At 41.1% G+C, this 23,412-nt stretch carries 26 protein-coding genes and 2 tRNA genes; 5 read left to right on the top strand and 23 right to left on the bottom strand.

Annotation, left to right across the window (positions count from 1 at the left end; translation table 11 throughout):
- Window positions 1-9 precede the first annotated feature (9 nt).
- From FWJ32_RS10700 to FWJ32_RS10660, 9 genes are all read right to left on the bottom strand, one after another.
- Entirely contained in the window at window positions 10-360 is a 351-nt protein-coding gene (locus FWJ32_RS10700; protein ID WP_149545978.1) for a type II toxin-antitoxin system PemK/MazF family toxin, read from the bottom strand.
- A gap of 5 nt (window positions 361-365) precedes the next feature.
- Window positions 366-635 (bottom strand): CopG family ribbon-helix-helix protein, encoded by a 270-nt coding sequence (locus FWJ32_RS10695; protein ID WP_149545950.1) that lies wholly within the window; start codon window positions 633-635, stop codon window positions 366-368.
- Between the two features lie 85 nt (window positions 636-720).
- A complete protein-coding gene (gene alr, locus FWJ32_RS10690) occupies window positions 721-1,875 on the bottom strand; it encodes an alanine racemase (RefSeq protein ID WP_149545949.1) in 1,155 nt (384 codons plus the stop codon).
- A gap of 17 nt (window positions 1,876-1,892) precedes the next feature.
- Entirely contained in the window at window positions 1,893-3,434 is a 1,542-nt protein-coding gene (locus tag FWJ32_RS10685) for an NAD(P)H-hydrate dehydratase (protein WP_149545948.1), read from the bottom strand.
- Complete coding sequence (acpS, locus tag FWJ32_RS10680) at window positions 3,382-3,807, bottom strand: holo-ACP synthase (RefSeq protein WP_149545947.1); 426 nt, start codon at window positions 3,805-3,807, stop codon at window positions 3,382-3,384. Before acpS ends, FWJ32_RS10685 begins: the two co-directional genes overlap by 53 nt.
- An 82-nt stretch (window positions 3,808-3,889) precedes the next feature.
- On the bottom strand, window positions 3,890-4,255 hold the full coding sequence (locus tag FWJ32_RS10675; protein ID WP_149545946.1) for a DUF6514 family protein: 366 nt from the start codon (window positions 4,253-4,255) through the stop codon (window positions 3,890-3,892).
- A 442-nt stretch (window positions 4,256-4,697) separates the two neighbouring features.
- A complete protein-coding gene (locus FWJ32_RS10670) occupies window positions 4,698-5,087 on the bottom strand; it encodes a bacteriohemerythrin (RefSeq protein WP_149545945.1) in 390 nt (129 codons plus the stop codon).
- Between the two features lie 100 nt (window positions 5,088-5,187).
- On the bottom strand, window positions 5,188-5,976 hold the full coding sequence (locus FWJ32_RS10665) for an SDR family NAD(P)-dependent oxidoreductase (protein ID WP_149545944.1): 789 nt from the start codon (window positions 5,974-5,976) through the stop codon (window positions 5,188-5,190).
- Window positions 5,977-5,979: 3 nt separating this feature from the next.
- Window positions 5,980-6,210, bottom strand: a complete 231-nt coding sequence (locus tag FWJ32_RS10660) for a hypothetical protein (RefSeq protein WP_149545943.1) — start codon at window positions 6,208-6,210, stop codon at window positions 5,980-5,982.
- Between the two features lie 287 nt (window positions 6,211-6,497).
- Here FWJ32_RS10660 and FWJ32_RS13355 point away from each other — a divergent pair, with 287 nt between their 5' ends.
- Window positions 6,498-6,647: a hypothetical protein gene (locus FWJ32_RS13355; RefSeq protein ID WP_162523600.1), complete on the top strand. Its 150-nt coding sequence runs from the start codon at window positions 6,498-6,500 to the stop codon at window positions 6,645-6,647.
- Window positions 6,648-6,941: 294 nt separating this feature from the next.
- The gene (locus FWJ32_RS10655) at window positions 6,942-7,679 is read left to right on the top strand and encodes an RDD family protein (RefSeq protein ID WP_162523599.1); all 738 of its coding nucleotides are present in this window, start codon (window positions 6,942-6,944) and stop codon (window positions 7,677-7,679) included.
- A 250-nt stretch (window positions 7,680-7,929) separates the two neighbouring features.
- On the opposite strand, the gene FWJ32_RS10650 is transcribed toward FWJ32_RS10655, so the two are convergent.
- Together FWJ32_RS10650 and FWJ32_RS10645 are read right to left on the bottom strand one after the other, a co-directional pair.
- Window positions 7,930-8,271, bottom strand: coding sequence for a DUF4064 domain-containing protein (locus FWJ32_RS10650; RefSeq protein WP_149545941.1), 342 nt, complete (start codon window positions 8,269-8,271; stop codon window positions 7,930-7,932).
- A 29-nt stretch (window positions 8,272-8,300) separates the two neighbouring features.
- Window positions 8,301-8,846: a DUF4352 domain-containing protein gene (locus FWJ32_RS10645; RefSeq protein ID WP_162523598.1), complete on the bottom strand. Its 546-nt coding sequence runs from the start codon at window positions 8,844-8,846 to the stop codon at window positions 8,301-8,303.
- A 145-nt stretch (window positions 8,847-8,991) separates the two neighbouring features.
- Here FWJ32_RS10645 and FWJ32_RS13350 point away from each other — a divergent pair, with 145 nt between their 5' ends.
- From FWJ32_RS13350 to FWJ32_RS10635, 3 genes are all read left to right on the top strand, one after another.
- A complete protein-coding gene (locus tag FWJ32_RS13350) occupies window positions 8,992-9,165 on the top strand; it encodes a hypothetical protein (protein ID WP_162523597.1) in 174 nt (57 codons plus the stop codon).
- A 327-nt stretch (window positions 9,166-9,492) separates the two neighbouring features.
- On the top strand, window positions 9,493-10,593 hold the full coding sequence (locus FWJ32_RS10640) for a glycerol dehydrogenase (protein WP_149545939.1): 1,101 nt from the start codon (window positions 9,493-9,495) through the stop codon (window positions 10,591-10,593).
- A 407-nt stretch (window positions 10,594-11,000) separates the two neighbouring features.
- Window positions 11,001-12,662 carry an HD-GYP domain-containing protein gene (locus FWJ32_RS10635; protein ID WP_149545938.1) on the top strand — a complete coding sequence of 554 codons (1,662 nt, stop codon included), beginning with the start codon at window positions 11,001-11,003 and terminating at the stop codon, window positions 12,660-12,662.
- A gap of 268 nt (window positions 12,663-12,930) precedes the next feature.
- Here FWJ32_RS10635 and pdxA read toward each other — a convergent pair whose 3' ends face one another.
- From pdxA to FWJ32_RS10575, 12 genes are all read right to left on the bottom strand, one after another.
- Window positions 12,931-13,914: a 4-hydroxythreonine-4-phosphate dehydrogenase PdxA gene (gene pdxA, locus FWJ32_RS10630; protein ID WP_149545937.1), complete on the bottom strand. Its 984-nt coding sequence runs from the start codon at window positions 13,912-13,914 to the stop codon at window positions 12,931-12,933.
- Between the two features lie 16 nt (window positions 13,915-13,930).
- Window positions 13,931-15,181, bottom strand: a complete 1,251-nt coding sequence (locus FWJ32_RS10625; protein ID WP_149545936.1) for a four-carbon acid sugar kinase family protein — start codon at window positions 15,179-15,181, stop codon at window positions 13,931-13,933.
- A gap of 16 nt (window positions 15,182-15,197) precedes the next feature.
- Window positions 15,198-16,142 carry a 2-keto-3-deoxygluconate permease gene (locus FWJ32_RS10620; RefSeq protein ID WP_149545935.1) on the bottom strand — a complete coding sequence of 315 codons (945 nt, stop codon included), beginning with the start codon at window positions 16,140-16,142 and terminating at the stop codon, window positions 15,198-15,200.
- A gap of 17 nt (window positions 16,143-16,159) precedes the next feature.
- Window positions 16,160-17,317 carry a UxaA family hydrolase gene (locus tag FWJ32_RS10615; RefSeq protein WP_149545934.1) on the bottom strand — a complete coding sequence of 386 codons (1,158 nt, stop codon included), beginning with the start codon at window positions 17,315-17,317 and terminating at the stop codon, window positions 16,160-16,162.
- Entirely contained in the window at window positions 17,314-17,604 is a 291-nt protein-coding gene (locus FWJ32_RS10610) for a UxaA family hydrolase (protein WP_149545933.1), read from the bottom strand. The genes FWJ32_RS10615 and FWJ32_RS10610 overlap by 4 nt, the downstream gene beginning before the upstream one ends.
- 331 nt (window positions 17,605-17,935) lie before the next feature.
- Window positions 17,936-18,307 (bottom strand): ATP-binding protein, encoded by a 372-nt coding sequence (locus FWJ32_RS10605; RefSeq protein WP_149545932.1) that lies wholly within the window; start codon window positions 18,305-18,307, stop codon window positions 17,936-17,938.
- Between the two features lie 68 nt (window positions 18,308-18,375).
- Window positions 18,376-20,283, bottom strand: coding sequence for a sigma 54-interacting transcriptional regulator (locus FWJ32_RS10600; protein WP_238988865.1), 1,908 nt, complete (start codon window positions 20,281-20,283; stop codon window positions 18,376-18,378).
- Window positions 20,276-21,121, bottom strand: coding sequence for a D-amino-acid transaminase (gene dat / locus FWJ32_RS10595; RefSeq protein WP_162523596.1), 846 nt, complete (start codon window positions 21,119-21,121; stop codon window positions 20,276-20,278). The genes FWJ32_RS10600 and dat overlap by 8 nt, the downstream gene beginning before the upstream one ends.
- A gap of 67 nt (window positions 21,122-21,188) precedes the next feature.
- Window positions 21,189-21,365 carry a sigma factor G inhibitor Gin gene (locus tag FWJ32_RS10590; protein ID WP_149545929.1) on the bottom strand — a complete coding sequence of 59 codons (177 nt, stop codon included), beginning with the start codon at window positions 21,363-21,365 and terminating at the stop codon, window positions 21,189-21,191.
- 43 nt (window positions 21,366-21,408) lie between these two features.
- Window positions 21,409-22,959 (bottom strand): CCA tRNA nucleotidyltransferase, encoded by a 1,551-nt coding sequence (locus FWJ32_RS10585; RefSeq protein WP_149545928.1) that lies wholly within the window; start codon window positions 22,957-22,959, stop codon window positions 21,409-21,411.
- A gap of 131 nt (window positions 22,960-23,090) precedes the next feature.
- Window positions 23,091-23,167 (bottom strand) — tRNA-Ile (locus tag FWJ32_RS10580).
- 5 nt (window positions 23,168-23,172) lie between these two features.
- Window positions 23,173-23,248 (bottom strand) — tRNA-Ala (locus FWJ32_RS10575).
- Window positions 23,249-23,412 lie beyond the last annotated feature (164 nt).

The following is a 23,412-nucleotide window of genomic DNA, read 5'->3' as shown; positions in this document are numbered from 1 at the left end:
CTAATTAAACTAAAAGTCAACCAGACCCAGGCTTATCTCCAATGCCCTATTAACACTCTCCATTATATCGTTGTCAAAGTGCGCAATCTTTTCCCTCAGTCTCTTTTTATCTATTGTCCTTATCTGTTCCAATAATATGACAGAATCTTTCGCAAGACCATATTCAGTGCCTTCAATTTCCACATGGGTTGGGAGTCTGGCTTTATTAATTTGAGATGTGATAGCCGCAACAATAATGGTAGGACTGTACTTATTACCAATATCGTTTTGTATGATGAGTACAGGTCTTACGCCACCTTGCTCCGACCCTATAACGGGACTGAGGTCAGCGTAGTAGACATCGCCACGCTTTATATTCATAGTATTCACTTGGCCAATCTTTTTTCATAGGAATTGAGGCACTCGTTTTCTGCTGTAAATCCCAACTCAGCCATTTCCAGGTTAATAGCCGCCATCTCCATGTATCCTTTCTTCATACTCTCCCTGATCTCTCTCTTCTTTTTCTCGCTGATATACAGTTTCATTGCTTCCCTTATGAATTCGCTTCTGTTCCTGTTCTCCATAGAAGCCAGGAGATCCACCTCCTCAAGAAGACTCTCTGGAAGACTTACCAGTATCCTCTTAGTCTCTCCCACTATAAAACCTCCTCGAACCATATATTTGATTATATATTACTGTATATAATTATGTCAATAGAATAGGATATTATACCAGGTTTTGTTAGAACAGATAATTTGTAACCCCTATTACCTTTCCTCCTTTAATATATATTCGGGGAACCCTCCTGGATATTCCACATAATATTTCATAACTTATTGTCCCTATGTCACCAGCTATATCATCGGCATCAATCTTTTTACCATTGGATGTCCCCATCAGAATGACCTCATCCCCCACGCTTACCCCTCCTATATCCGTAACGTCTATCATACATTGGTCCATGCATATCCTGCCAACTACATCAGCGATTTGTCCATGTATAATGACCCTTGCCCTTCCTGAACGCAGCCTGACAAAACCATCAGCATATCCAACAGGCACTGTTGCAATAACTGACTCCTTTTGAGTTATAAATGTCCTGCCATAGCTGATGCTGTCTCCGGGGGGCACTCTTTTTACAAAAGATACAGTGGTCTTAAGGCTCATCACAGGCTTTATGTCCACCGTATGCTTCACCTCGTCCGAGGGGTAATATCCATAGGTCATGATTCCTGCCCTTACCATATTGAGCCTCATTTCTGGCAGGTCCAGTATAGCCGCACTATTTGATACGTGTTTTACCGGTATCTCTATGCCCTTCTTTTTAAGACCATCTACCACCTCCATATATCTTTCAAATTGCTGATTGGTATAGGACTTGTCCTTAATATCAGCAGCAGCAAAATGGGTAAACAAACCTTCTATCTCTATGTTTTTCAGAAGTGACATCTTTTCTATGTCACTTATTGCCTTCTCCTTATCGGTATATCCCAGCCTACCCATACCTGTATCAAGTTTTACGTGGATTTTTGCCGTTTTGTTTAAAGAAGAGGCGGCCTCATTAATCTTTAATGCTGTGTTATAGTCAAATACAGAAATGGTTATGTCATTCTTTACGGCCTTTTCTAACTGTTCCAAAGGCGTATATCCAAGTATAAGTATTGGAGCATTTATGCCTGCATTTCTAAGTTCCAGGGCCTCATCTAAGAAAGCGACAGCCAGCCTTGTGGCACCGGCCTGCAAAGCCACAGGGGCCAGTTCACAAGCCCCATGCCCATAAGCATTGGCCTTTATTACCGCACACACCTCAGCATCCTTTACCCACTCTTTGATGTTCTTTATATTGCTATGATAGGCATCCAGATCTATTTCTGCATATGTTGGCCTTATGTTCAACTCAGATTACCTCCCAACTACATTCTCTTTTTCAACTCATTTATTGCCACAGGGATATATGAGGCTATGTCTGTGGCCGTTATACCGTATTCACCTCTTTTCTTTGCAAGCATGTCCCCGGCCAGGCCGTGCACATACGCTCCCAGTATAGCAGCATCAGTCGGGCTGAAACCCTGGCCGATAAACCCTGCAATTACACCAGTCAGCACATCTCCACTTCCGGCTGTAGCCATTCCCGGATTGCCGGTAGGTATAATATAGTACCTGTTTTCCACTGCTATAACGGTTCTCGCACCCTTAAGGACACATGTAGCCTTATACCGGCGTGTAAATTCCCTTGTGATATTGATCCTGTCACTATTCACATCCTCTGTCTTTCTTCCGGTTAGTCTGGCCATCTCTCCCGGATGAGGGGTGACCACTACTGGGGCCTTAGACTTAATTAAGGCAGTTGGCTCTATATTATTGAGACCGTCAGCATCTATCACCATGGGAAGAGGACAGTTTTTTATAAGGCCATCCATAAATGCTTTCACCGGCTCACCCATGCCAAGGCCAGGCCCTACAGCCACCACATCAAAACGGTCTATCATTGTCAGGACCTCATCTAAAGCCACTTTACCCAGATACCCGTCCTCATCGCCAAGAGAAAGTGGTATCACCTCTAATATCCTGCCTGAGACCATACCTGCCACACAGGATGGCACAGCCATGGTGACAAGCCCTGCCCCACTCTTTAACGCCGCCAGCGAGCTTATTGCCGGGGCACCTACAAAGTCTTTGGAACCACCTATGACAAGGACATGCCCATAATTTCCTTTGTGAGTGTCCCTTTCCCTGTCCCTTATAAATGGCAGCTCTTCACGGGTGGCAAGTCTTCCAGCCGGGTTTATCTCCTCTACTATCCTTGCAGGATACCCTATATCCGCCACTACAAGCCTTCCCGCATACTCAGCCCCCGGGTATATCACCTCTCCAACCTTCGGGTAGCCAAATGTTACTGTGATATCCGATTTGACTGCGATCCCCATAGGTCTCCCGGTATCAGAATCAAGCCCTGAGGGTATGTCCACAGACACTACCGGTTTGCCCACCGTATTTATAAACTCAATGAGGTCTCTATTAATACCCCTTACATCTCCTTTGATACCTGTTCCCAGTATGGCGTCAATAATCACCTCACTCTCTTTTACCTGCTTTTCTATAAACTTAATGCTCTCTTTCTGTGTCACCTCCGCGATATAGCCTCCTACACCCCTCAGGACACCCAGGTTAGTCCCGGCGTCGCCGCCTATCTCTTCCATGGTACCTGACAGAAATACATAACATTCAGCGCCTTTTTGTATCAAAAGGCGTGACAGGGCCAGGCCATCACCCCCATTATTGCCTCTTCCGCAAAATGCAGCAAACCTTTTTCCCTTTACATCCCCAAAGCTTTTTTCTATCTCGGCCAGAACTGATAAGGCAGCGTGCTCCATGAGCACCACTCCCGGTATCCCTATCTCTTCAATAGCAACCCTGTCTATTGCTCTCATTTCCTCCGCCGTCAAAAGATACATCACAATCACCTCCCTTAGCCACAGCAAAGGCTACAGCATAATCACTGGAATGGCTGATGGAAACTGATATGTAACCTATACCCATCAACTCAGCCTTTTGTTTAGCTCTCCCCCACAGTCTTACCTCAGGCCTGCCTCCACGCAATACCTCTATGTCTTTGAGCTTTATACCTATAAGGCCTCCAATACACTTGGACACAGCCTCCTTGGCAGCAAAACCGGCGGCTATATGTTCTGCTTTCAGTCTCTTATCAATAAAATACGACATTTCCCTCTCCGTAAAAAACCGTTCTATAAAGGCAGGATGCTTTTCCATAATCGACCCTATCCTTTTTATCTCTACAATATCCACACCTGTGTAAAGCAAACCCATTACCTCCGCAAAGTTATATATAATATCTTCTATATTTCTTCCCAAAATCCTTCAAAAAAATAAAAGTGGTTTTAGCCACTTTTTATATTGCCATGCGGGATATCTTCTGTATCACCCTATCAAAGTCTTCAATATATTCCTCAATCCTCTCCTCCATAATGTCAATTAAGTGTACAGGAGAGAGAAACATGTCTGCAAAGTGATTTATCAGTTCCACAACCCTCTCACAGTATGGACTGATATTTTCGTACCTCTCCCTTCCCTCATCAACCTTTTTACCGTTTCTGTATGTCTCGCTCATAACCTCTATCCCGTAGGATGGCAAGATCAATTCTTCTCCTTCATAACTTACGGTAATCTCCCCCGAGACAAGGTAATAGCTCAGTACTATTATCTCATCCCGCTCTTCAATTGTTCTTGCATTATTCGCAATCTTTTTTATGGTCATGCCAGTCCCTCCTCTTGAGTTTTTCGTTTTCCTTTATTTTCTATTGTATCTATTCTATTAAAATTGCATTTTCCCTTTTTATCCTTCAATTTTTCGCATGACTAAAATCGACTCAAAGCAGCTTAAAATGTGGATCCAAAAGGATTTTGGTATATTTTTAACAAAAAACCATGTCGAAGTTTGGACAAACATCCATATATTTGTCTCATAAATTTATTTAAAATTCTCTCGAATATATAAGGAAGGTTTATTTGTAAATTTAATTAAAGCTTTAATGCCCTCTTTTTCAGGCTCGCCAATGCATCATTTCATCTAATTGACATAGGAAAACACAAAAAACCACTGGCATAAGACCATACATAACAGAATATGGACTATCATAAATGGATTTGCACAGGAATGTTTTCTCCTGTGTTTGCCAGACGCATTCAATATGCCGGCATTAAGAGACTATCTGCTTGTCCGTACCCAGGATGTGCTGTTCTATCCAGTCTACAACAAAATTTAATAGCTCCAGTATATACTCATCCTGGTTTTCATCCAGTTTGTCCAGATCAATGCTGTTTATCTTCTCGACAAAGTCATTGTGTTCCACCTTATGGGACAGGAGTTTTTTATAGCCTATGCTCTTCATATAGTCCTCTTCAGAATTGAAGTGATATATGGTGTAGTCCCTGAGCTCCTTCAAGATGGCAACAATCCTATCATATTTGTCTATATAGAAATCATTCTTTAAAAGATCGTACGCCTCATTTGCTATGGCAAACAACTTTTTATGCTGTTCATCTATCGTCTCTATGCCCAGTCTGAACTCTTCTCTCCATTTTATCATCTGTATCTCTCCTTTTTATAATGTTCGTATCCGTTACAAACTCACCGGTGCGTGATCCCATACGCTGTACATCTAATGCTTACTGGATGGCAATCGTGACTTAACTTTTGCTGAATGCCTTTAATACAAGGCGGTCAGAAAGGCCAGGCCAGAGCCTTGTGACAAAAGCCAGTACCCAATCCAACCTCGTTATGTAGATATCCCTCCTGCCTTTTTCTATACCTGAGATGATGCGTGACGCCACAAATTCAGGAGATACTCTTGAAAGCCTCGGCTCGTTTGGTGGGTAACCCTCTCCCAGCGCATTCTCACGAAAACTGGTCGTAGCAGATCCAGGGAAGACATTAATCACCTTAACCCCCAAGGGAGCGAGTTCCAATCGAGCTGTATCTGCCAAAGACATGAGTGCTGCCTTCGTTGCTGAGTAACCGCCGATATTAGGAACGGGTCTTACAGCCCCCAAAGAACATATATTTACTATCACACCTCCATTCTGCCTTTCAAAAATAGGTATAACGTTTTGCATCATATATAAAGGTCCAAACAGGTTCACCATCATTGCCTTTTCAAGGTCTTCAGGCTTTATATCCCTGACGCCAGCCCTCAGGCCAATCCCTGCATTGTTTATGACAATATCGATCCTGCCAAAGCGTCTATAGCCCTCATCTACCAGATTCTTGACCATATCCCCACTGGATACATCAGCAGGAAATAAAAAAAACCGACCTTTATATGATGATAGCTCATTCTCCAGTTTAGACAGCTCGTCCTTTGACCTGGCGGTTAAAATCAGGTATACATTCTTGCCTATCAGTTCTTTTGCTATGGCCAGGCCTATCCCTTTAGTAGCCCCGGTTACAAGCACAACCTTTCCATCCCAGAAACCCATGATCTACTCCCTTCCATCAATCCTTATATCTGATAAGATCTGCATAATCTCACCACTGTAATCCTCAAACGAGGCCACGTATCCCCATCCCTCAACAATTTGAAAGATACCATCATACGCGGCATCATGATAAGACCTTATAACATAGGGTATCCCTCGTTCCTTCAGGACTTCTTCCAGCAGTCTCGCTTCAACCTCATTATCCAGCACCGCTATCTTTATGTAGTTATCCATGGGAAAAGCCCGCCTCCCTTAACAAACCCACCTGCAAACTATCCAGGCCACATAACCTGTCTGTTCACCAATTAATTGCCCAACAGGTAGAATGCCAATAAAATGTTTATGGAAAACAAGCTACACATTAATATCTGTCATCATCTGCCCACATCCATTATATGTTATAAGTTTATACCGTTCAATACTAAAAAGCGTTCAAGAGCTACTGTCTAATTTATGTCTGTATTGCAAGTTCATGTATTATTTTCAAAAATCTATTGATAATATTAGGGGAGGTGAAACATGTGAGTAAAGATAAACAAATGCGCCCCAACACCAGTGACGTGAAGAGGAACACAAAAAATAGGGACGAGAACAGGCCCACATCTATTGAAGACGTGGAGATTGGAAAAGAGTTTGCATTAGAGAAAAAAGACAACAAAAAGAAAAGATAGACACGGCATAGGGAAAACCACCAATCAGGTTTTCCCTAATACTTTGCTTGTTACGCCTCCATTCGGCGTCCTTGCCTCAGGTCGGCCCACCTGGCGTCCATGCCAGATGCCACTGCCACACCTGCCACTTATTTGAAAGTGTCATAAACTCACTTTAAGGATGCATTTGATGTTACATATCTTTTTAATATATGTTCTTATTGTAATCATGCCGTCAATAGAAAATAAACAATTCCGGCATATAATTATGATATAATTATGTATAAAGGAAAGAATAACAAGGGGGATAGCTTTATGAACAGATATGTAAACAGAGAATGCCCATATTGCCACAGGATTATCAGAGCAGATGACAATATAGTTGTATGTTCTAAATGCGGTATAGCTCATCATGTAGAATGTTGGAATGAAAACCATGGCTGTACTACCTATGGATGCGATGGAGATCCGCGCGCAGCATTGAATCTTGGGTTTAACACCTCTGAAATTTTGACACAGGCTGTAGAATATTCAAAAGCTCCCTTATGGCCTCGTTTATGGGCCAGTATACTGGACTCCATTATTGCAGGTGCCGCTTTCATGGTTGGTATTATAATCCTGATTGTAGCCGGAGTTTTTGACTCCTATACTTACAATGGATATTATTCTGACTACACACCATATAATGGAGTATCCTATGGGTGGTATATCTTTGGTATATTATTGATAGTAGGCGGTATCATATGCGCTCTGACCTATAACTTCATAAAAGATGGTATTGGAAAGGGGCAGAGCTACGGCAAAAGAGCGGCAGGACTTATGGTGGTAGACCTCAAGGACAACACACCATGCAGCAAAGGAAAATCTGCTTTAAGGAACTTAATCTGGACGGCCTTAAATATGATACCATACATCGGCTGGCTCATTGAGCCTATTGTGGTCTTGGCCAATGATAAGGGAAGGAGACTGGGTGACCTGGCCGCTAATACCCAGGTGATAACAGTAAAAGAATATGAAAAGTTGACTAATTCTGACCAATGGAAGACACTCTAAGTGCCTTCATGGCCCTTGGTATGGGAGCCCTCCTTAGGCTTATCTGTGTCATAGTAAGGTACTTTCAGCTCATATTCTATGCATCACAGGTAGTGCAATTCATTTCCCCAATGTATGATGGTAGGCCGCTAAAAACGGCTTTATGAAGGGCTACAATAAACATATATCCAGTCACTTCCGCAAAATTACTTTTTAACTTAATAATAAGGAGAGGCACCCTTATACAGGATGCCCGAAAAATTCTATAAAATCATTTGTTTAATGCCTTCTCTTTTCTTGCTAAAGATAAGATGCCTGCAATAATAAGCAATACACCCGGGAGAATGTATGCCGCAGAGATAGATATGATACCACCTATACCAGCAATTAAAAACATTATACCCGATGCTTTAGGCCTGCTCCTCACCATTACACTCGCCACTATACCTAATATGCTAAAAACCACCGCAGCCCAGCCTAACCCGGAAACTGTCCCGGCTCCTTCGGCATTAAAGGCTGCGCCTATCCCTCCTATAAACAAGGCAAATGTTGCTCCAATAACGCCAAAAATACCTCCCAGCAAACCCAAGACAAACTCAGCTGTTCTTTTCATTATTATTCACCCTTCCCTTCTTTGAATATCTATCTATCCAGCTTCACTATGGCCTGGCCACTTCCCCAGACATCGGCATCAAATATAAGTTCAAGGCCGCTGGCGTCCTTCGGTATCTCATACGCCAGCTCTCCCCTCATCTTCCTCCCGGGGGCCAGTTCCCCATCCAGACTGCCCTTTGTATCTGCCCCAAATGCCTGGTCATAGCTGTACCCTTCGCCATCTGACAGTTTAAACATAAGCAATGAGCTAACATTTACAGGCTTGTCTGATTTATTCTCAACAGTCGCATCGATTATATACCATGTATTCCCTTCGTCAGGCTTTAAAAAATCATCGCCATTAGATGTCCTTGTGCCATTCACAGTCAGGACATAGTCGCCTATGCTTATAACATCACCTATCTTAAATGTCTCTGCTGCAGGTTCCTTTTCTCCTCCATTGCTTGCACTCCCTGTCTGTCCTGACGTTGTGCTGGATTCACCCACCTTCTCTGGAGTAGCCGTCTCCCCGCAGCCTGCAACAAGGGTAAATATAAGGAGAAGCGACAGGATAACAGCAAATCTTTTTAACATAAAAAACACCTCCATAATATATTTTCTAATTTCATAATATCATGGAGGTGTGTCAGGTTATTGCACAATAAATGAAAATATTATCTTTTTATTCTCCTGAAGTATTCATATAAACAATCTAATAATATTATTGGAGGTGAATCCAATGAATAAAGACGATGCTTTAAATAATCAAATAAAAAGAGAAGCCAAAAATAAGATGGTATTGCTTGGTGTAATGTCCATAATGCCCTCATCATTCCCATTAAAAATAACAGTTCTCTCTTCACCTGCATATACAGTCTTATTATCCTCATCAAATGCAAATTCAGTTATTTGACCATCACTGTTTATAAAAGTTTTAACAGCAGCAGCATCCATTTTAAGCCATGTCATTTATACTGATAATTATTATCAAAATTTGTACGTAAAGTTTCAGTATAAGGGAAATATCTAAATAAAGTTCAACCATGACCGCAACATATGTAGTATGAAGCTGCCATACCATAAATAGAATTCAGGAGAAACTGATTAGCCAAATTCATGGATATAAACTTTAAGTACCCTATAATTTAGTATTGCATACGCCAATTTTCGTAGACTATTGACGCATTCTTTTAAGAGTGATAAAATATTAACAATCAATATGAGAGGAGGAAATCCCAAAATGATTAAAGCCATTATAGGACCAGGAAAATATGTTCAGGGAAATGGTGTTCTGAAAAATATAAAAGACTACGTTAAAGACCTGGGCCATTCATTTTTCATAATTGCCAGTGAGAACGGTATAAAGAGGACACGACCCATCATAGAGGAAGGTTTTGCGGAGGAAAATGTAAAACTGACATTTGAACCTTTCGGTGGGGAATGTTCGGAAAATGAAATAAACAGGCTGAAAGCACTTGTAGAAAAGAGCAATTCCAATGTAATAATGGGAGTGGGTGGCGGGAAGGTTTTTGACACCGCCAAGGCTCTCGCATATTATCTTGGCCTTCCGGTTGTAATAGTTCCGACCGTGGCATCCACTGATGCTCCTTGCAGCGCTCTTTCGGTTATATATACCGACGAAGGCGTATTCAGCAAATATCTGATGCTGCCTAAAAACCCGGATGTTGTCCTGGTGGACACCGGAATTATTGCCAAAGCTCCGGTAAGACTCCTTGTTTCCGGAATGGGTGATGCTCTCGCTACATACTTTGAGGCCAGGGCATCTGTCAGGTCAAATGCATCCAGCATGGCAGGCGGAAAAAGTACAAAGGCTGCAATGGCCCTTGCCGAACTTTGTTACAGGACATTGCTGGAGGATGGCCTAAAAGCAAAGCTAGCTGTGGAAAGCAAGGCATGTACTGGTGCTGTGGAAAATATAGTTGAGGCAAACACCTATTTAAGCGGCATAGGTTTTGAAAGCGGAGGACTCGCTGCAGCCCACGCCATTCATAACGGGTTTACGGTCCTTGAAGAATGTCATCACATGTATCACGGTGAAAAGGTGGCTTTCGGAACTATAGCACAACTGGTACTTGAAAACAGTCCCATGGAAGAATTGAAGGAAGTGATAGATTTCTGTCTGGATGTAGGACTCCCCGTTACCCTTAGGGATCTGGGCATCGAGGAGGTTAAAGAGTCGGATATAAGAAAGGTTGCAGAGGTCTCCTGCGCCGAAAATGAGACTATTCATAATATGCCCTTCAAGGTGACGCCTGAGGATGTGTATAACGCCATAATGGGCGCCGACGCTCTCGGGAAATCCTTTAAAAAATTGCAGTAAATATCAGGAAATAAAGTAGAGGATATTATAAAAAGCCACAACATGATTCCCGAGAGTAACTTTCTCCACCATCAAACCAATCTCTAATGTGCCCCTCTGTGTTTACAAAAGGACTCAGCAAGTCCTTTTTTTGTTTAATCAAAAACATAAAAAAAATTATATTCATCTTTTATTTAATCTTATCATATTATTTTGTAAAATTTGCCAGATTTTTCATTTCTACTTGTTAAGTAATTGATAAGAAAGTTGTTAAAGTTAATTTTTAATTTTATTTTTATTTTTTTTTTTTTTTTTTTTTTTTTTTTTTTTTTAAATTAAAAGCATTTTGATTTTTTTATGGAATAGCTTATAATAATATTGGGTGCTTTTATTTTCATAAACAGTATAAATAGAGGGGGACAAAAAGAATGTTTACATATTTTGATAATGATATCGAAATCAATTTAGATTTAATTGAAAGTCTTTCAAACTTTAAAGCAGAATTTAACATAAACTGTTTAAGTATTCATTTGGTTGATAATAAAAAAATATATAATGTTGAAGAAATTGGAACTGAAATTATTGATAGTGCCTTCTCTTCACAAATAATACAAAATAATAATATTATTAGTCTTGCATGTGACAGCTTAAAACCTGTTTATCATCTTGTTGAAGGTGATGATACTATTGTTCCAATAAATAAAAATTTTATCGAAGAAGTATGTATTCCTATAAAAGTAGAAAAACATAAAGACATTATTGTTTGCGTGTATTTTGGATTCACCAATAAAACTAAAGACATCCCAGAACTATTATCTTTATTTTTTAGCAAATTTAATCTATTTGAAATATACTCTTATGCATTTTCAAAATACAATCAATTAATCGGTATTGAAAGAATTTCAAAACTTCTTATGGTGCTTGAAGATAATATAAAATTTAACCAGCCGTCTTTAAGGATGCACGCTTTCAATGTAGCATTCTGGACTATTGAAATAGCCAAAAAACTGAATTTCCCGAAGGACGAGCTTGAAAAACTCTACTACGCAGCTTTATTCCATGATATAGGGAAAATAAGAATCAAAAGCAGTATAATTAACAAAGAAGGTCCATTAACCGAAGAAGAATATGAGGAAGTTAAACACCACGTAGAGTATGGATATATAATTACAAAGGAATTGTTTGATGATATATATTCTGACATCCCTTTATGGGTAAAATACCATCATGAAATGTATGATGGAAGCGGTTACCCCAATGGATTGAAAGGTAATGATATCCCTCTCCCAAGCAGGATTATTAAGGTTGCAGATGTAATCGATGTCTTACATTCGCCAAGAAGTTATAAACAACCTGTTTCCGTTGACAAAATAATTGCCGAACTCAAAAGATGCAGCAAAAAAGATTTTGATCCAGAAGTTGTAAATGCAGCGCTAGAAGTAATTAATGAGAGAATTATTCTACCTATGGATATATTAAAGTCAGATGGTGAAAAAATTTTACCTGCAAATCTTTCACTGCAAACTTATAAAGATATATTTAATTTGGAGGGATATTTTTACCTTAATGAAGAAAAAAGTTATTTTAAATCTACTAATGCCATTAAAGATATAAAAGACCTGTGGAATTTACTTTCAGCTTCTCTTATTATAGAAAAATTTAATTCAATATATGAGTATGAAGTTGATGTAGTTCCATTAGATGAAAACAATTATCTAATTTCAAACATAAGGCTTCTTGAAAAAAAGAGCTATGTATCCATATTATGGGAGTTGGAAGCCATTTTAATTACACAGGACGGTAAAAACATAAACGTCAAAGTCAAAAGACTTTCAGCTGATGATCTATTATTTGTATGTGATAATACATATACTTTCAATATGGCAACTCTTTACAAGATGAGGCTGCAATTTGAAGATGGTGAAGTGTTAATTTTAAATGGAAGAATTACTTACAGTTACCCTGCATCTGCCGATTGCGTTTATTATAAATATACCTTTACAAATATTATAGAAACAACAAGAGATAAATTGTTCAGACAAATTTTTAGAAAGCAAATTGAGTTAAGGAGGCAATTGAGAGGATTTTAAAATAGCTTTTTAAAATCACGCCATTAAAAATTTATCTCAAATACCCCAAGCCAGCCCTATATGAAGCTTAAATTCCTCAAACCGGGATTTTGCCTTAAGCTTCCTTTACCACCCACCTCTGGTGGGTACCCGGACCTCACGACGGACACCCTTGCTCTTGGCAGGTTTAATACCAAGTCCATAGCGGACTTTCACCGCTTTAGCTTAGCCCATGCCGGGCGCGCTAAAAGGCCGCAGCTTGATTATACAGCTGCGGCCTTTTTTATAATTATCGGTTTGTTGCAAATTGTACTGCCATTTCAATAGCTTTTATCATGCTTGTTTCATCTGCTGTCCCTTTGCCTGCCTTTCCAAATGCCGTACCATGATCTACCGATGTCCTGATTATAGGTAACCCTACCGTAACATTCACTCCACCCATAAAATCTAAGAGCTTCAAGGGTATGTGTCCCTGGTCATGATACATGACTACTGCAATGTCATACTTGCCATCTTTGCAATGCAGGAAAATAGTGTCAGGTGGCAGAGGGCCATTTACATTAATCCCTTCTTCCTTCGCCTTCTCTATTGCAGGTATGATTTCTTTTATCTCTTCATCGCCAAATAATCCATTTTCACCAGCATGGGGGTTCAGGCCTGCCACGGCTATCCTGGGAGATTTTAAACCAAGGTCATTCATGGCCTTCTTCGCCAGCTTTATTACCTTGTATACCCTTTCCTTTTTAACCCTGTCACAGGCCTCTCTTAGAGATACATGGGTGGATACATGGATAACCTTCAACGGCCCACCTGTAAGCATCATTGCATAATCCTTTGTACCGGTGAGGTCAGCAAAAATCTCCGTGTGCCCCGAATAATGATAACCTGCCAGGTTCAATGCCTCTTTATTAATCGGTCCGGTAACAACGGCGCTCAATTTCCCGGCCAGAGCCAGTTCAATACCCTTTTTTATATATTCAAATGCAGCCCTGCCGCACTCTGGTTGTATCATGCCAAACTGATAGCTATCCTTCATATTGTTTAAAGAAATAAGGTTTACTTTATGGTCAATGCAGTCATCCGTATTATCAACGACGTTAATATCCGACTCGAAAGCAACTATTGAAGCGGCTTTCTTGACTACATTAATATCACCTATTACTACAGGTACACACGAATCAAGGATTTCTCTATTTTTGAGTGCTTTCAAGGTTACCTCGGGACCCACGCCAGCAGGGTCACCAATAGTAATCCCAATTAATGGCTTGTTCATCTTTTCATCCCTTCTATTACATTCCAACATCTTTGAGATATTTTATAGCGTGACTTATGGAATCAGCCTTTCCAAAACCCCCAGCCTTGGTTATGAGGTTTGTCCCATCATAGGGCCCTCCCAGAATCTTTAATACAGGTATGCCTGTTTCCAGCTCATCTACAACCACAGAACCATCAGCCCTCATCGCCTTTATTGCACTTATAGCAATATCCCCGCCTGTTATAAATAATCCTGAAAGCCTGTGCTTATCCATCAGGTTATTGACAACAGTCCCCAGTGAGTCCGCAATTTTTTTGCTCACATTGCTCATGTTCATATTTTTGTTTTTTGCCCACTTTACTATGTCTTCGTAATCTGCCCTTGCGCTGGTGGTTGAAATGATGACATCCATCCCCATACCAAGAAGCCTATCTGCCTCATTTATTATCCTATTAATTTCAATTTTTTCATTATCTAACAGATTGACTGCATTCATCACAATCCCACTGGCTTTATTATTTTTTACAACATAGTTATATTGTTCTATGCTTACGCTATTAACACTTCCAACCACACTCAGGACAGGCTTTTGTGGCTTCTTACAGTTTTCAAAAAGGGCATTGGCTAAACCTGCAGAACCAACCCACAGAATCTTTTTGTCCAGTAAAGCTGCTACCTGTGTTATCATGCTGAGGTCTTCTGGTGTCTCCACATCAAATATGGCGGCATATGGTGGTCTTATTTTTTCGAGTTTCTCACGCAGATTATGCCTTAAGTCATTTAATGTAACAACATCGCATGGGATATCAAAGTCGGCCGTCAATACGTCCTTTAACACTGCAGTTTTAACCGGATTTTTTGGGTCATTTGCAAGTTCAGTTTCATTGATAGGTACCCCGTTTAAAAGATGTACACCGCCTACTGTGGTTCTTCCTATCTGCGGATATGCGGGAGAGAACACAACTATATCTATATCCATGTGTTCACATATGGCCCTTATCTCGGCACTGATATTTCCACGCAGTGTGGAATCGATCTTTTTATATACGATTGAGGGCTTAAAGTTCTTTTTTATTGTTTCCGACACGTCCGATAATATGTTATAAGCCTCTTCTTTTGGAACAGACCTGGATTCTGTATCAATTACAATTGCGTCCCATCTGTTCGGGTTCTCAATTCTGGTTGGGTCAATAAAAACCCCAGTGTCAAACCCACATTTTCTAAGTTGTACTCCTGTGTCATTTGCCCCGGTAAAATCATCTGCAATTATTACAGCTTTTTGCATCATGTATCCTCCACTTTTATGATTTAGCAGCCGCTTTTTCTCTTTTGTCCAGATATGATGTTAAAAGAGGGCATAGTATGGCTGTTATTATTACAGAGGCTGCAACCTGTGCCGTGGCAACCGGTGCTAAAGCTGCAAGGCTTGGGTCTGCTGCCGCTACAGCAGCCGGTGTGGCTACAGCATTTCCTGCGGTCGTTCCTATGGCTGCTCCAACACCTTTTCTCTCTTTAAAACCGTATTTAATTGTATAGTAGCCACCAAGGCCTGTCAAAACAACCGTCATAAGCCCCAATAGCACACCCGGTAAGCCGGCTGTATATATTGTTCTAAAGTCAAGACCGGCACCTAATGGAAATGCAAAGAATGGAATCAAGAGGTCCTGCCCTTTAGCCAGAAGCTTTCTCCAGTCCTCATCCAGGTTGCCCAAAATCATCCCAACTACAATAGGTACCAGAACAGCCACGAATGCTATAAAAGGAATATTGGCCAGGCCAGTTGCGCCAAGCGCAACCATGGTGAGAAATGGGCCATCATTTATAGACAAAACCGATATGGCACCGACATCACTGGCGTCTCCAAATTCACCGGCCAATGCTGCATATAGCCCACCATTGGAATTGGTCATAGCGCCTATTATCGCCAGCGGTGTGAGGCCAAATAATCCGCTGGGCCCCATAAATCTTCCAACCAGCCATCCAATTACAGCACCAATAAGAAATTTGACTGCAGTGAGGGCCACACCCTTGGCCAGTGGAATTCCTGCCTGTTTGAAATTTATCTGTGACCCCATGCAGAGCACAAAAAGCCCGATGAGCGGCATAGCACCCTGTTTGAAAAGAGCTGTTGTAAAACCGCCGATATTTAAAGCCTCTGGGAACAGGGTGTTTATAACGGCACCCAAAAGCAGTGGAACAACCATCATACCCCCTGGTATCTTTTTCATATACTTCATTATTGGCATTTACATTACCCCCATTTTTAAAAAGTTGATATCAGCTTATAAATTCCAAACTCCCTGTGGCCAAGTGCCTCTGCCTTTGTCAACTTGCCGTTTGCCACATTGACTATCTCATTAAAAATAATTTCCCCTACTTCTTTTAAGGACTGATCCCCTTCCACTATTGTTCCAGCGTTTATATCTATGTTATCTTTCATATTCTCATATGTCCATGGATTACCGGTAACCTTTATAACCGGACATATGGGAGAACCAGTTGGCGTACCCCTGCCCGTAGTAAAGACCACTATCTGCGAGCCGCCGGCTGTCATACCTGTAATAGACTCTATGTCCTGTCCGGGTGTATCCATGATATACAATCCTTTGCCCTTTGGGGCCTCACCATAATCCAGCACATCTTGTATGGGTTTGGTACCGCCCTTGTAAATGCAGCCAAGAGATTTTTCTTCGATAGTTGTGATCCCACCCTCTATGTTTCCCGGGGTAGGCTGGCCTCCTCTCATATCCACACCCATTGTCTTGGCTTTATCCTCACAGGCCTTTACAATGTTCAGTATCTTTTGACCAACCTCAGCGGTAACTGCTCTCCTTGCAAGGATATGTTCCGCACCAATAAATTCAGTGGTTTCTGAGAAAATCGATGTACCACCCATGTCCACCAGCTTGTCGGAGGCATAACCTACGGCAGGATTTGAGGCCAGGCCGGATGTGGTATCAGACCCACCACACTCAATAGAAAGTATGAGTTCTGATATATCCCCCTCGCTCTTCTCCATGGACAAAACTTCCTGTGCCATTTCCCTCAATAATCTTGTGCCCACCTCTTCAGCTTTCAATGTTCCACCGCACTCCTGAATGATTATATATTGTACTGGCTTACCTGTAGAAGCGATTTCATTTGCTACGCGTTCCGTGGGTACCCCCTCACAGCCCAGACCAACCACAAGCACTCCACCTACATTTGCATTTTTACCAAGCCCAATTAGTACCTTTATAACCTGCTCCATATCTGCTCCAACCTGGCAGCAGCCGTGCTGATTTGGTATAGATACAGCTCCCTCCACATTGGAGGCTATCCTTGCTGCGACCTCTGAGGCACAAACTGAGGATGGAATTACAAGCAAATGATTTCTTATACCGAAACTACCGTCTTTTCTCCTATACCCTTTTATTTTCATTTCCAGTCACCCCTCCCTCTCTCGCTTTCCACATTGTGTACATGGACATAATCACCGGGATATATGTCGCTGGTTGCCCTGCCTATTGTTTCCCCATATTTGATTACTTCCTCTCCCTTCTTAATCTCTGTGATGGCAAACTTGTGACCAAATGGGACCTTTTGATTTAGCACTATTTCCTTTGTACCACCGTCTACGTCCAGTAAGACCTTTTCTGCTGCCTCTAATTCTTTGACAGCAGTGGCAACGTTATCCTTTGCGTTAGCGACAACAGCAAACCTTTTCATACAATCCCTCCTGTTTTAATTTTACACGCTGTTATATAGCAAGTTTTATGCCAGAACGATTTTACACCACTTCCGGACAATTAAAAACCTGTACTATTGCATAATACAACATATTGCTGTTGTATTATGCAATAGTGTTGCAAAATACAATACAAACTCATTTTTGATGCAACTGCTTTATTCAATCAGGTTCTCTATAAGTCGTGTGTATAATTTTAATGCTGTATACATGACGTCCTCGTCTATATCAAAACTGCTGTTGTGGTGCCCTGCTTTTCAAGCTAATTTTAAACAATGCACAGTCAAAAGTCCAGACCATAAGGTCTGGACCCTATCCATGTATCAATCTCGGCAAACATTTAACGCAAACATGCCTCTTTATACCTTGAAACCTAAAGTCAATTATTGCTGCCTCATACTCGGAATTGCCACAAAATATACATGTCTCTTCTCTCTTATTATCATCACCGTAATATTCATTTACTGCCCCCTTGTTAAACTCCTCTGCCTCCCTCTCCTCTATGGTAAGAGCACCTGTGGGACAGAAAGCAAGACACACGCCGCCGCCATCACAAAATTCCTCTTTTATGACCTTAGCCTTCCCATTCTCCAGGATAAGCGCACCTTCTATACATGGTGTTATGCACTCTCCACATCCATTGCACTTATCCTCATCTATTTTTATTATCTTCCTTAAAGCCATCCTGTTCACCTCTGGATTGATTTTTTATCAATTGTATTACATCTATCGTCAATTTGCTGTGATATATATCACTTCTCCAGCTTTCTTAACCTCCTCCAGAGCGTAGTCCTGTCTATGCCAAGAAGCTTAGACGCCCTGGTCTTATTGTTATCAGTTATTTCAAGGGCTTCCTTTATTGCCTTGAGTTCTATATCCTTCAAGGTCATACCGCTATCGTATATCTCATATTCTTTAGTATCCTGTCTGTAACCGTCTACCTGCCTTATGTCACTTACATCTATATACCTACCATCCGATAGCGCCACAGCCCTCTCAATGATACCTTCAAGCTGTCTAACATTTCCCGGGTAATCCCATTCCAGGAGAACCTTCAAGGCATCTTCTGTAATCCCTTTTATTTCCTTACCCATCTCAGATGAATGAACCCGCGCAAAGTGTTCAGCAAGCAGTGGTATATCCTCCCGTCTCTCTCTGAGTGGCGGTATCTTCAGGCTGAGGATGTTGAGACGGTAATACAGGTCTTTCCTGAACTCTCCTCTTTCTATACTTTCTTCCAGGTTTTTATTGGTTGAAGCTATTATCCTTACGTCCACAGGTATTATCCTGTCATCACCTATTCTCATTACCTCTTTCTCCTGTATTACCCTAAGGAGCCTCGATTGGAGATCCAAAGGCATATCACCTATCTCATCCAAAAATATGGTGCCTTTGTGTGCCAGTTCAAAAACACCCATCTTACCGCCTTTTCTCGCCCCGGTGAAAGCCCCCTCTGTATATCCAAAAAGCTCGCTCTCCAGTAAATTTTCTGGAAGTGCAGCACAGTTTATTGCCACAAATGGCCCCTTTGAGCGAGGGCTTTCATTGTGTATGCTTTGAGCAAAGAGCTCCTTACCAGTACCTGTCTCACCCAGTATTAAGACAGTAGAGTCCAGGTGGGCATATTTCCTGGCCTGGCCTATTACATCCTCCATAATCCTGCTTTTATGCACTATATCCTCAAAGTGATACCTTGCAACAAGGCCCTTATGATACAGTTCTCTCCTTATCTTCTGTTCTATCTTTTGTATCTGGGTCACATCCTGAAATGTAGCTACTGCTCCATATACCCTGCCATCCACTATTATCGGCACTCTATTGGTAGCAATCATGATATCTCCAACCTGCTGCAGCTTACCCAACTGGGGCTTGCCTGTCTTTAAAACCTCTGGAAGTTTTGAGGTTTCGATAACCTCATTTACATTTTTACCCACAATCTGGGTACCGGATTTTTTAAATATGCTCTCAGCCATGCGGTTAAATATAGATACATTCCCCGAAGAATCTACAGCTATAATGCCATCATGAACAAAATCAATTATAGCCTTGAACTGCTCAGTCCGTGCCTTCTCCTGTGTCCTCACCTGCAGCACCCTGAATGCCTCATCTATAGCCTGCAGTATGGCCTCCTTGCCTGAGGTGATGAGGTTGCCCTTTAGCCCCATCTCTTTAACTGTCCTTATCCCTATGGTATCGCCCACAAATACCTTTATGCCCTTCCTGGCAGCCTCGTAGACCTGTCTGGGTGCCTCATCTTCATCTTTGAATATCACCTTATATATGTTAAGGTCCATAATTTCTGCCAGGGTTTCTACCCCATAGACCACATTTTCGTAACCTACCGCCCCTATAGTATCACCAGTACCCAAAAAACCTTTAAGCGCCCTCAATATATCAAAGGCACTCACCTGTATCTCTACTACAGGAACCGACACTGCTTCTTTTATCATCTGATATGTGCCACCACGGCTTATTATTACTCCAACCCCTTTAGACTCAATCTCCTTTGCCACCCGTACCCCTTCGCTAAGGTCTCCCAGCACAACATCCACCGGGAGATTTTTTTCTTTTACAATCTCTTCCGCTGTGCTTTTTAAACCCTCAAAGGGCGCTATAAGCACTATATCCATAAACAAAAAGGACCTTAAGGTCCTAAACACTCCTCACCATCTCATAGAATGAATGGAGGAGTTTAAGGGTAATCTCTCCCGGTTTCCCATTCCCAACCGTCTTGCCATCTATTTCTACAAATGGGGAGATTTCTGAAAGGGTACCTGTCATGAATACCTCATCAGCAGTAAAGAGATCCTCTTTATAGAATATCTCATTTCTGAAATGTACACCGTTTTTTCTGGCCACTTCTATGACGTATTTTCTTGTTATACCAGAAAGTATTCTGTTATCGGCTGGATGAGTTTTCAATATGCCATCTTTTATTATGAAGAGGTTAGATGAACCACATTCTGTAACCTCTCCGTTGTCCCTTACAAATATAGCCTCATCACATCCAGCATCCTTTGCCTTCTGTTTGGCCAGTATGTTATATAAGAGGCAGATGGTCTTAGCCTGGCACATATCCCATCTTCCATCGTGGACTGTTATAGCTTTAAAACCACCCTCATAATAGCTTAAGGGTTTATCATCCAGCGGCTTGGAATACATGAAAACTACAGGTTTCATGCCTCTCTCATAGGTATGGTTTCTTACAGCAGCACCGCGAGTTATCTGCAGATACACTGCAGCCTCAGGATTTCCGCTTTTATTATAAAAATCGGTAATAAGCTTTGACATCTCGTCTGGTGAATATGGAAGTTTTAAATCTATATATGAGGCACTGCGGAAAAGTCTTTCCACATGATCCTCAAGGGCAAACAGCTTACCCCTATAGCTTCTTATCACCTCATAAACACCATCGCCAAAGTTATATCCCCTGTCCTGGGCAGATACCTTTGGTTCTTCTTCCAAAATTTCCCCATCTAAATAATAGAGCAAAGCCATAACTACACCCCCATGAATCTTTTCTAACATCATTGTATATTATTGATGGAGGTAATTCAATAAACTTTTAAAGATTGTTAACATAATTTTGAAGTATAAGCTTTACTGCCCCTATGTAATACTCATAATCCGGGTCCCTGGTGCTGATATTTTTTATCTTTTCATAACATTTATCGCACACCTTCTGGTTCAAAAGTGTGCTCTCATTTTGTGTCTCTCTCCCACACACGAAACATCGACCCATAAGAAAACCTCCTTTGAGGTAATTATTGCCACAAAGGAGGTTTTTAATACCTCTTCAATATTTCTCTGATAATATTTATAATATCCCTTTCATTATTCAAACTATTGTCTCTCAAGACCCTGTCAAATATATCCTCTTTTATCCTCTTAATCTCTTCCTTAGGCCGTCTGCCTTTCATCTCATAATAGATATCGATAATCTTAGAACCCAACCCATCACAATTTAGCTCATTCACGCTGTAAGGGAAATCCTCATCTAATAACCTCATGTATTCTTTCAAAAACCAGTCCTGGTCCACCTTTCCCTTACCCTTGGCATCACCATCTGCCCTATAAAGTTCTATAAATCTTTCAACATCCCTTCGGCCAATGCTTACCATAATCCTCTTTATGTCATACTCCGTAGCTGGCCTGTATTTGATTACATCCATATGATGCCTCACCAAATTTAAAACCGCATCCTTTGTATCGTTGTCAAACCTTAGCCTATTTAAAAATTCTCCCCCTATCTGCTCTGAAAACACTTCGTGTCCAATGAATTTAATGTCTGTTTCATCAATAGATTTCTCAACGCCAGTCTTTGTTTCCTCAATGTGCTTTACTATTATCCTGCGTTCGGGATGGTTGTACTGATAATGCCCCTTTACCAACACCTTTTTGTTGATATACCTTGTAAATTTCCTGCCATATAAGAGATATTCATTGTCTGCATGAAGATATATACTGTCTCCACTCTTGTATACCACACCGCTTATTGTCATGAGATATGAACGGGTAAATACCTTGCCCACATCATGGAGCAGGGCAGCAATCCTTAAGACCTTATCCTGCGGGACTCCAGTAACAACCCTCTTTATATGTTCGTACACAGTAAACTCATGATATTTATTCTGCTTCATTCCAACTGCCTGTTCAATTTCAGGTAGTATTATATGGAATACGCCAGTTTCTAAAAAATAGTCCATAGCCCTGTCTGGATTGTCAGATGTCATTGCCTTCACAAACTCTACCTGTATCCTCTCGGCCGATATCTCTTTAAGTTTATATGATAATTCCCTCATTGCACTTAAAGTATTTTTTTCTATCTCAAATCCAAGCACTACCGCCAGCCGGATTCCTCTCATTATCCTCAGGGCATCCTCGTTAAACCTTTCATACGGGTTCCCAACGCATTTTATTATTTTATTCTTTATGTCTTCAGTGCCATTGAAAGGATCGATAATTTCCCCATCCAGTGATTTAGCTATAGCATTTACGGTAAAGTCTCTTCTGGATAAGTCTGAACGTATATCAGATGCATAGACTACCATATCAGGGTGTCTTGAGTCACTATAACTTATATCCTGCCTGAATGTCGTGACCTCATACCCTGTCCCGTCATCCAATACTGTAATTGTTCCATATTTAAGACCTGTGGGTATAACTTTAAAGGACGCTTCTTTAAAAACCATCATGACCTCTTCAGGTTTTAACGGGACAGCAAAGTCAATATCGCTGCTTTTACGCCCCATAATTTCATCTCTTACCGAACCGCCTACAAAATATGCCTCAATGCTATTTGACTTAAACACATTAATAACATCATTTAAAGACATACTTAAAACACCTCAAAATAATATTCCATATCAAATTATTGCCATATCTACATACAAAAATTCCCTTGCTAATCGCAAGGGTTGCAAAGGGGGCTAAAAACTCCCCATAAGGGGCATTTTTTACTTACTTATGGTGGGCCTGGATGGACTCGAACCATCGACCTCACGCTTATCAGGCGTGCGCTCTAACCACCTGAGCTACAAGCCCATATATGGTGGAGATGAGCGGATTCGAACCGCTGACCCCCTGCTTGCAAGGCAGGTGCTCTCCCAACTGAGCTACACCCCCATGTCAATCGACGTTTTTTATTATACTATGGAAAAATACACATGTCAACACTTTTGTTAAAACTTTTGTGGTTATTTTATGATAATGTCACCTTGTAGACTATCGTGATAAAATGTCACTATGGGGAATGAGGTGCGTTATCTAATGTCTCAAGAACAACTAAA

The organism is Calorimonas adulescens (assembly GCF_008274215.1).
Classification (GTDB): domain Bacteria; phylum Bacillota; class Thermoanaerobacteria; order Thermoanaerobacterales; family UBA4877; genus Calorimonas; species Calorimonas adulescens.
Note: the sequence above shows the minus strand (reverse complement) of the source record. Positions and strands in the feature narration are given on the sequence as shown.

Coding starts and splice junctions, on each gene's coding strand:
- FWJ32_RS10700 (WP_149545978.1), bottom strand. CDS start 360: ATGAATATAAAGCGTGGCGATGTCTACTACGCTGACCTCAGTCCCGTT.
- FWJ32_RS10685 (WP_149545948.1), bottom strand. CDS start 3,434: ATGTATCTTTTGACGGCGGAGGAAATGAGAGCAATAGACAGGGTTGCT.
- acpS (WP_149545947.1), bottom strand. CDS start 3,807: ATGGGTTTGCTTTACACAGGTGTGGATATTGTAGAGATAAAAAGGATA.
- FWJ32_RS10675 (WP_149545946.1), bottom strand. CDS start 4,255: ATGACCATAAAAAAGATTGCGAATAATGCAAGAACAATTGAAGAGCGG.
- FWJ32_RS10670 (WP_149545945.1), bottom strand. CDS start 5,087: ATGATAAAATGGAGAGAAGAGTTCAGACTGGGCATAGAGACGATAGAT.
- FWJ32_RS10665 (WP_149545944.1), bottom strand. CDS start 5,976: ATGGGTTTCTGGGATGGAAAGGTTGTGCTTGTAACCGGGGCTACTAAA.
- FWJ32_RS10660 (WP_149545943.1), bottom strand. CDS start 6,210: ATGGATAACTACATAAAGATAGCGGTGCTGGATAATGAGGTTGAAGCG.
- FWJ32_RS10655 (WP_162523599.1), top strand. CDS start 6,942: ATGAACAGATATGTAAACAGAGAATGCCCATATTGCCACAGGATTATC.
- FWJ32_RS10650 (WP_149545941.1), bottom strand. CDS start 8,271: ATGAAAAGAACAGCTGAGTTTGTCTTGGGTTTGCTGGGAGGTATTTTT.
- FWJ32_RS10645 (WP_162523598.1), bottom strand. CDS start 8,846: ATGTTAAAAAGATTTGCTGTTATCCTGTCGCTTCTCCTTATATTTACC.
- FWJ32_RS13350 (WP_162523597.1), top strand. CDS start 8,992: ATGAATAAAGACGATGCTTTAAATAATCAAATAAAAAGAGAAGCCAAA.
- FWJ32_RS10640 (WP_149545939.1), top strand. CDS start 9,493: ATGATTAAAGCCATTATAGGACCAGGAAAATATGTTCAGGGAAATGGT.
- FWJ32_RS10635 (WP_149545938.1), top strand. CDS start 11,001: ATGTTTACATATTTTGATAATGATATCGAAATCAATTTAGATTTAATT.
- pdxA (WP_149545937.1), bottom strand. CDS start 13,914: ATGAACAAGCCATTAATTGGGATTACTATTGGTGACCCTGCTGGCGTG.
- FWJ32_RS10625 (WP_149545936.1), bottom strand. CDS start 15,181: ATGCAAAAAGCTGTAATAATTGCAGATGATTTTACCGGGGCAAATGAC.
- FWJ32_RS10620 (WP_149545935.1), bottom strand. CDS start 16,142: ATGCCAATAATGAAGTATATGAAAAAGATACCAGGGGGTATGATGGTT.
- FWJ32_RS10615 (WP_149545934.1), bottom strand. CDS start 17,317: ATGAAAATAAAAGGGTATAGGAGAAAAGACGGTAGTTTCGGTATAAGA.
- FWJ32_RS10610 (WP_149545933.1), bottom strand. CDS start 17,604: ATGAAAAGGTTTGCTGTTGTCGCTAACGCAAAGGATAACGTTGCCACT.
- FWJ32_RS10605 (WP_149545932.1), bottom strand. CDS start 18,307: ATGGCTTTAAGGAAGATAATAAAAATAGATGAGGATAAGTGCAATGGA.
- dat (WP_162523596.1), bottom strand. CDS start 21,121: ATGGCTTTGCTCTATTATTTAGATGGGGAAATTTTGGAAGAAGAACCA.
- FWJ32_RS10590 (WP_149545929.1), bottom strand. CDS start 21,365: ATGGGTCGATGTTTCGTGTGTGGGAGAGAGACACAAAATGAGAGCACA.
- FWJ32_RS10585 (WP_149545928.1), bottom strand. CDS start 22,959: ATGTCTTTAAATGATGTTATTAATGTGTTTAAGTCAAATAGCATTGAG.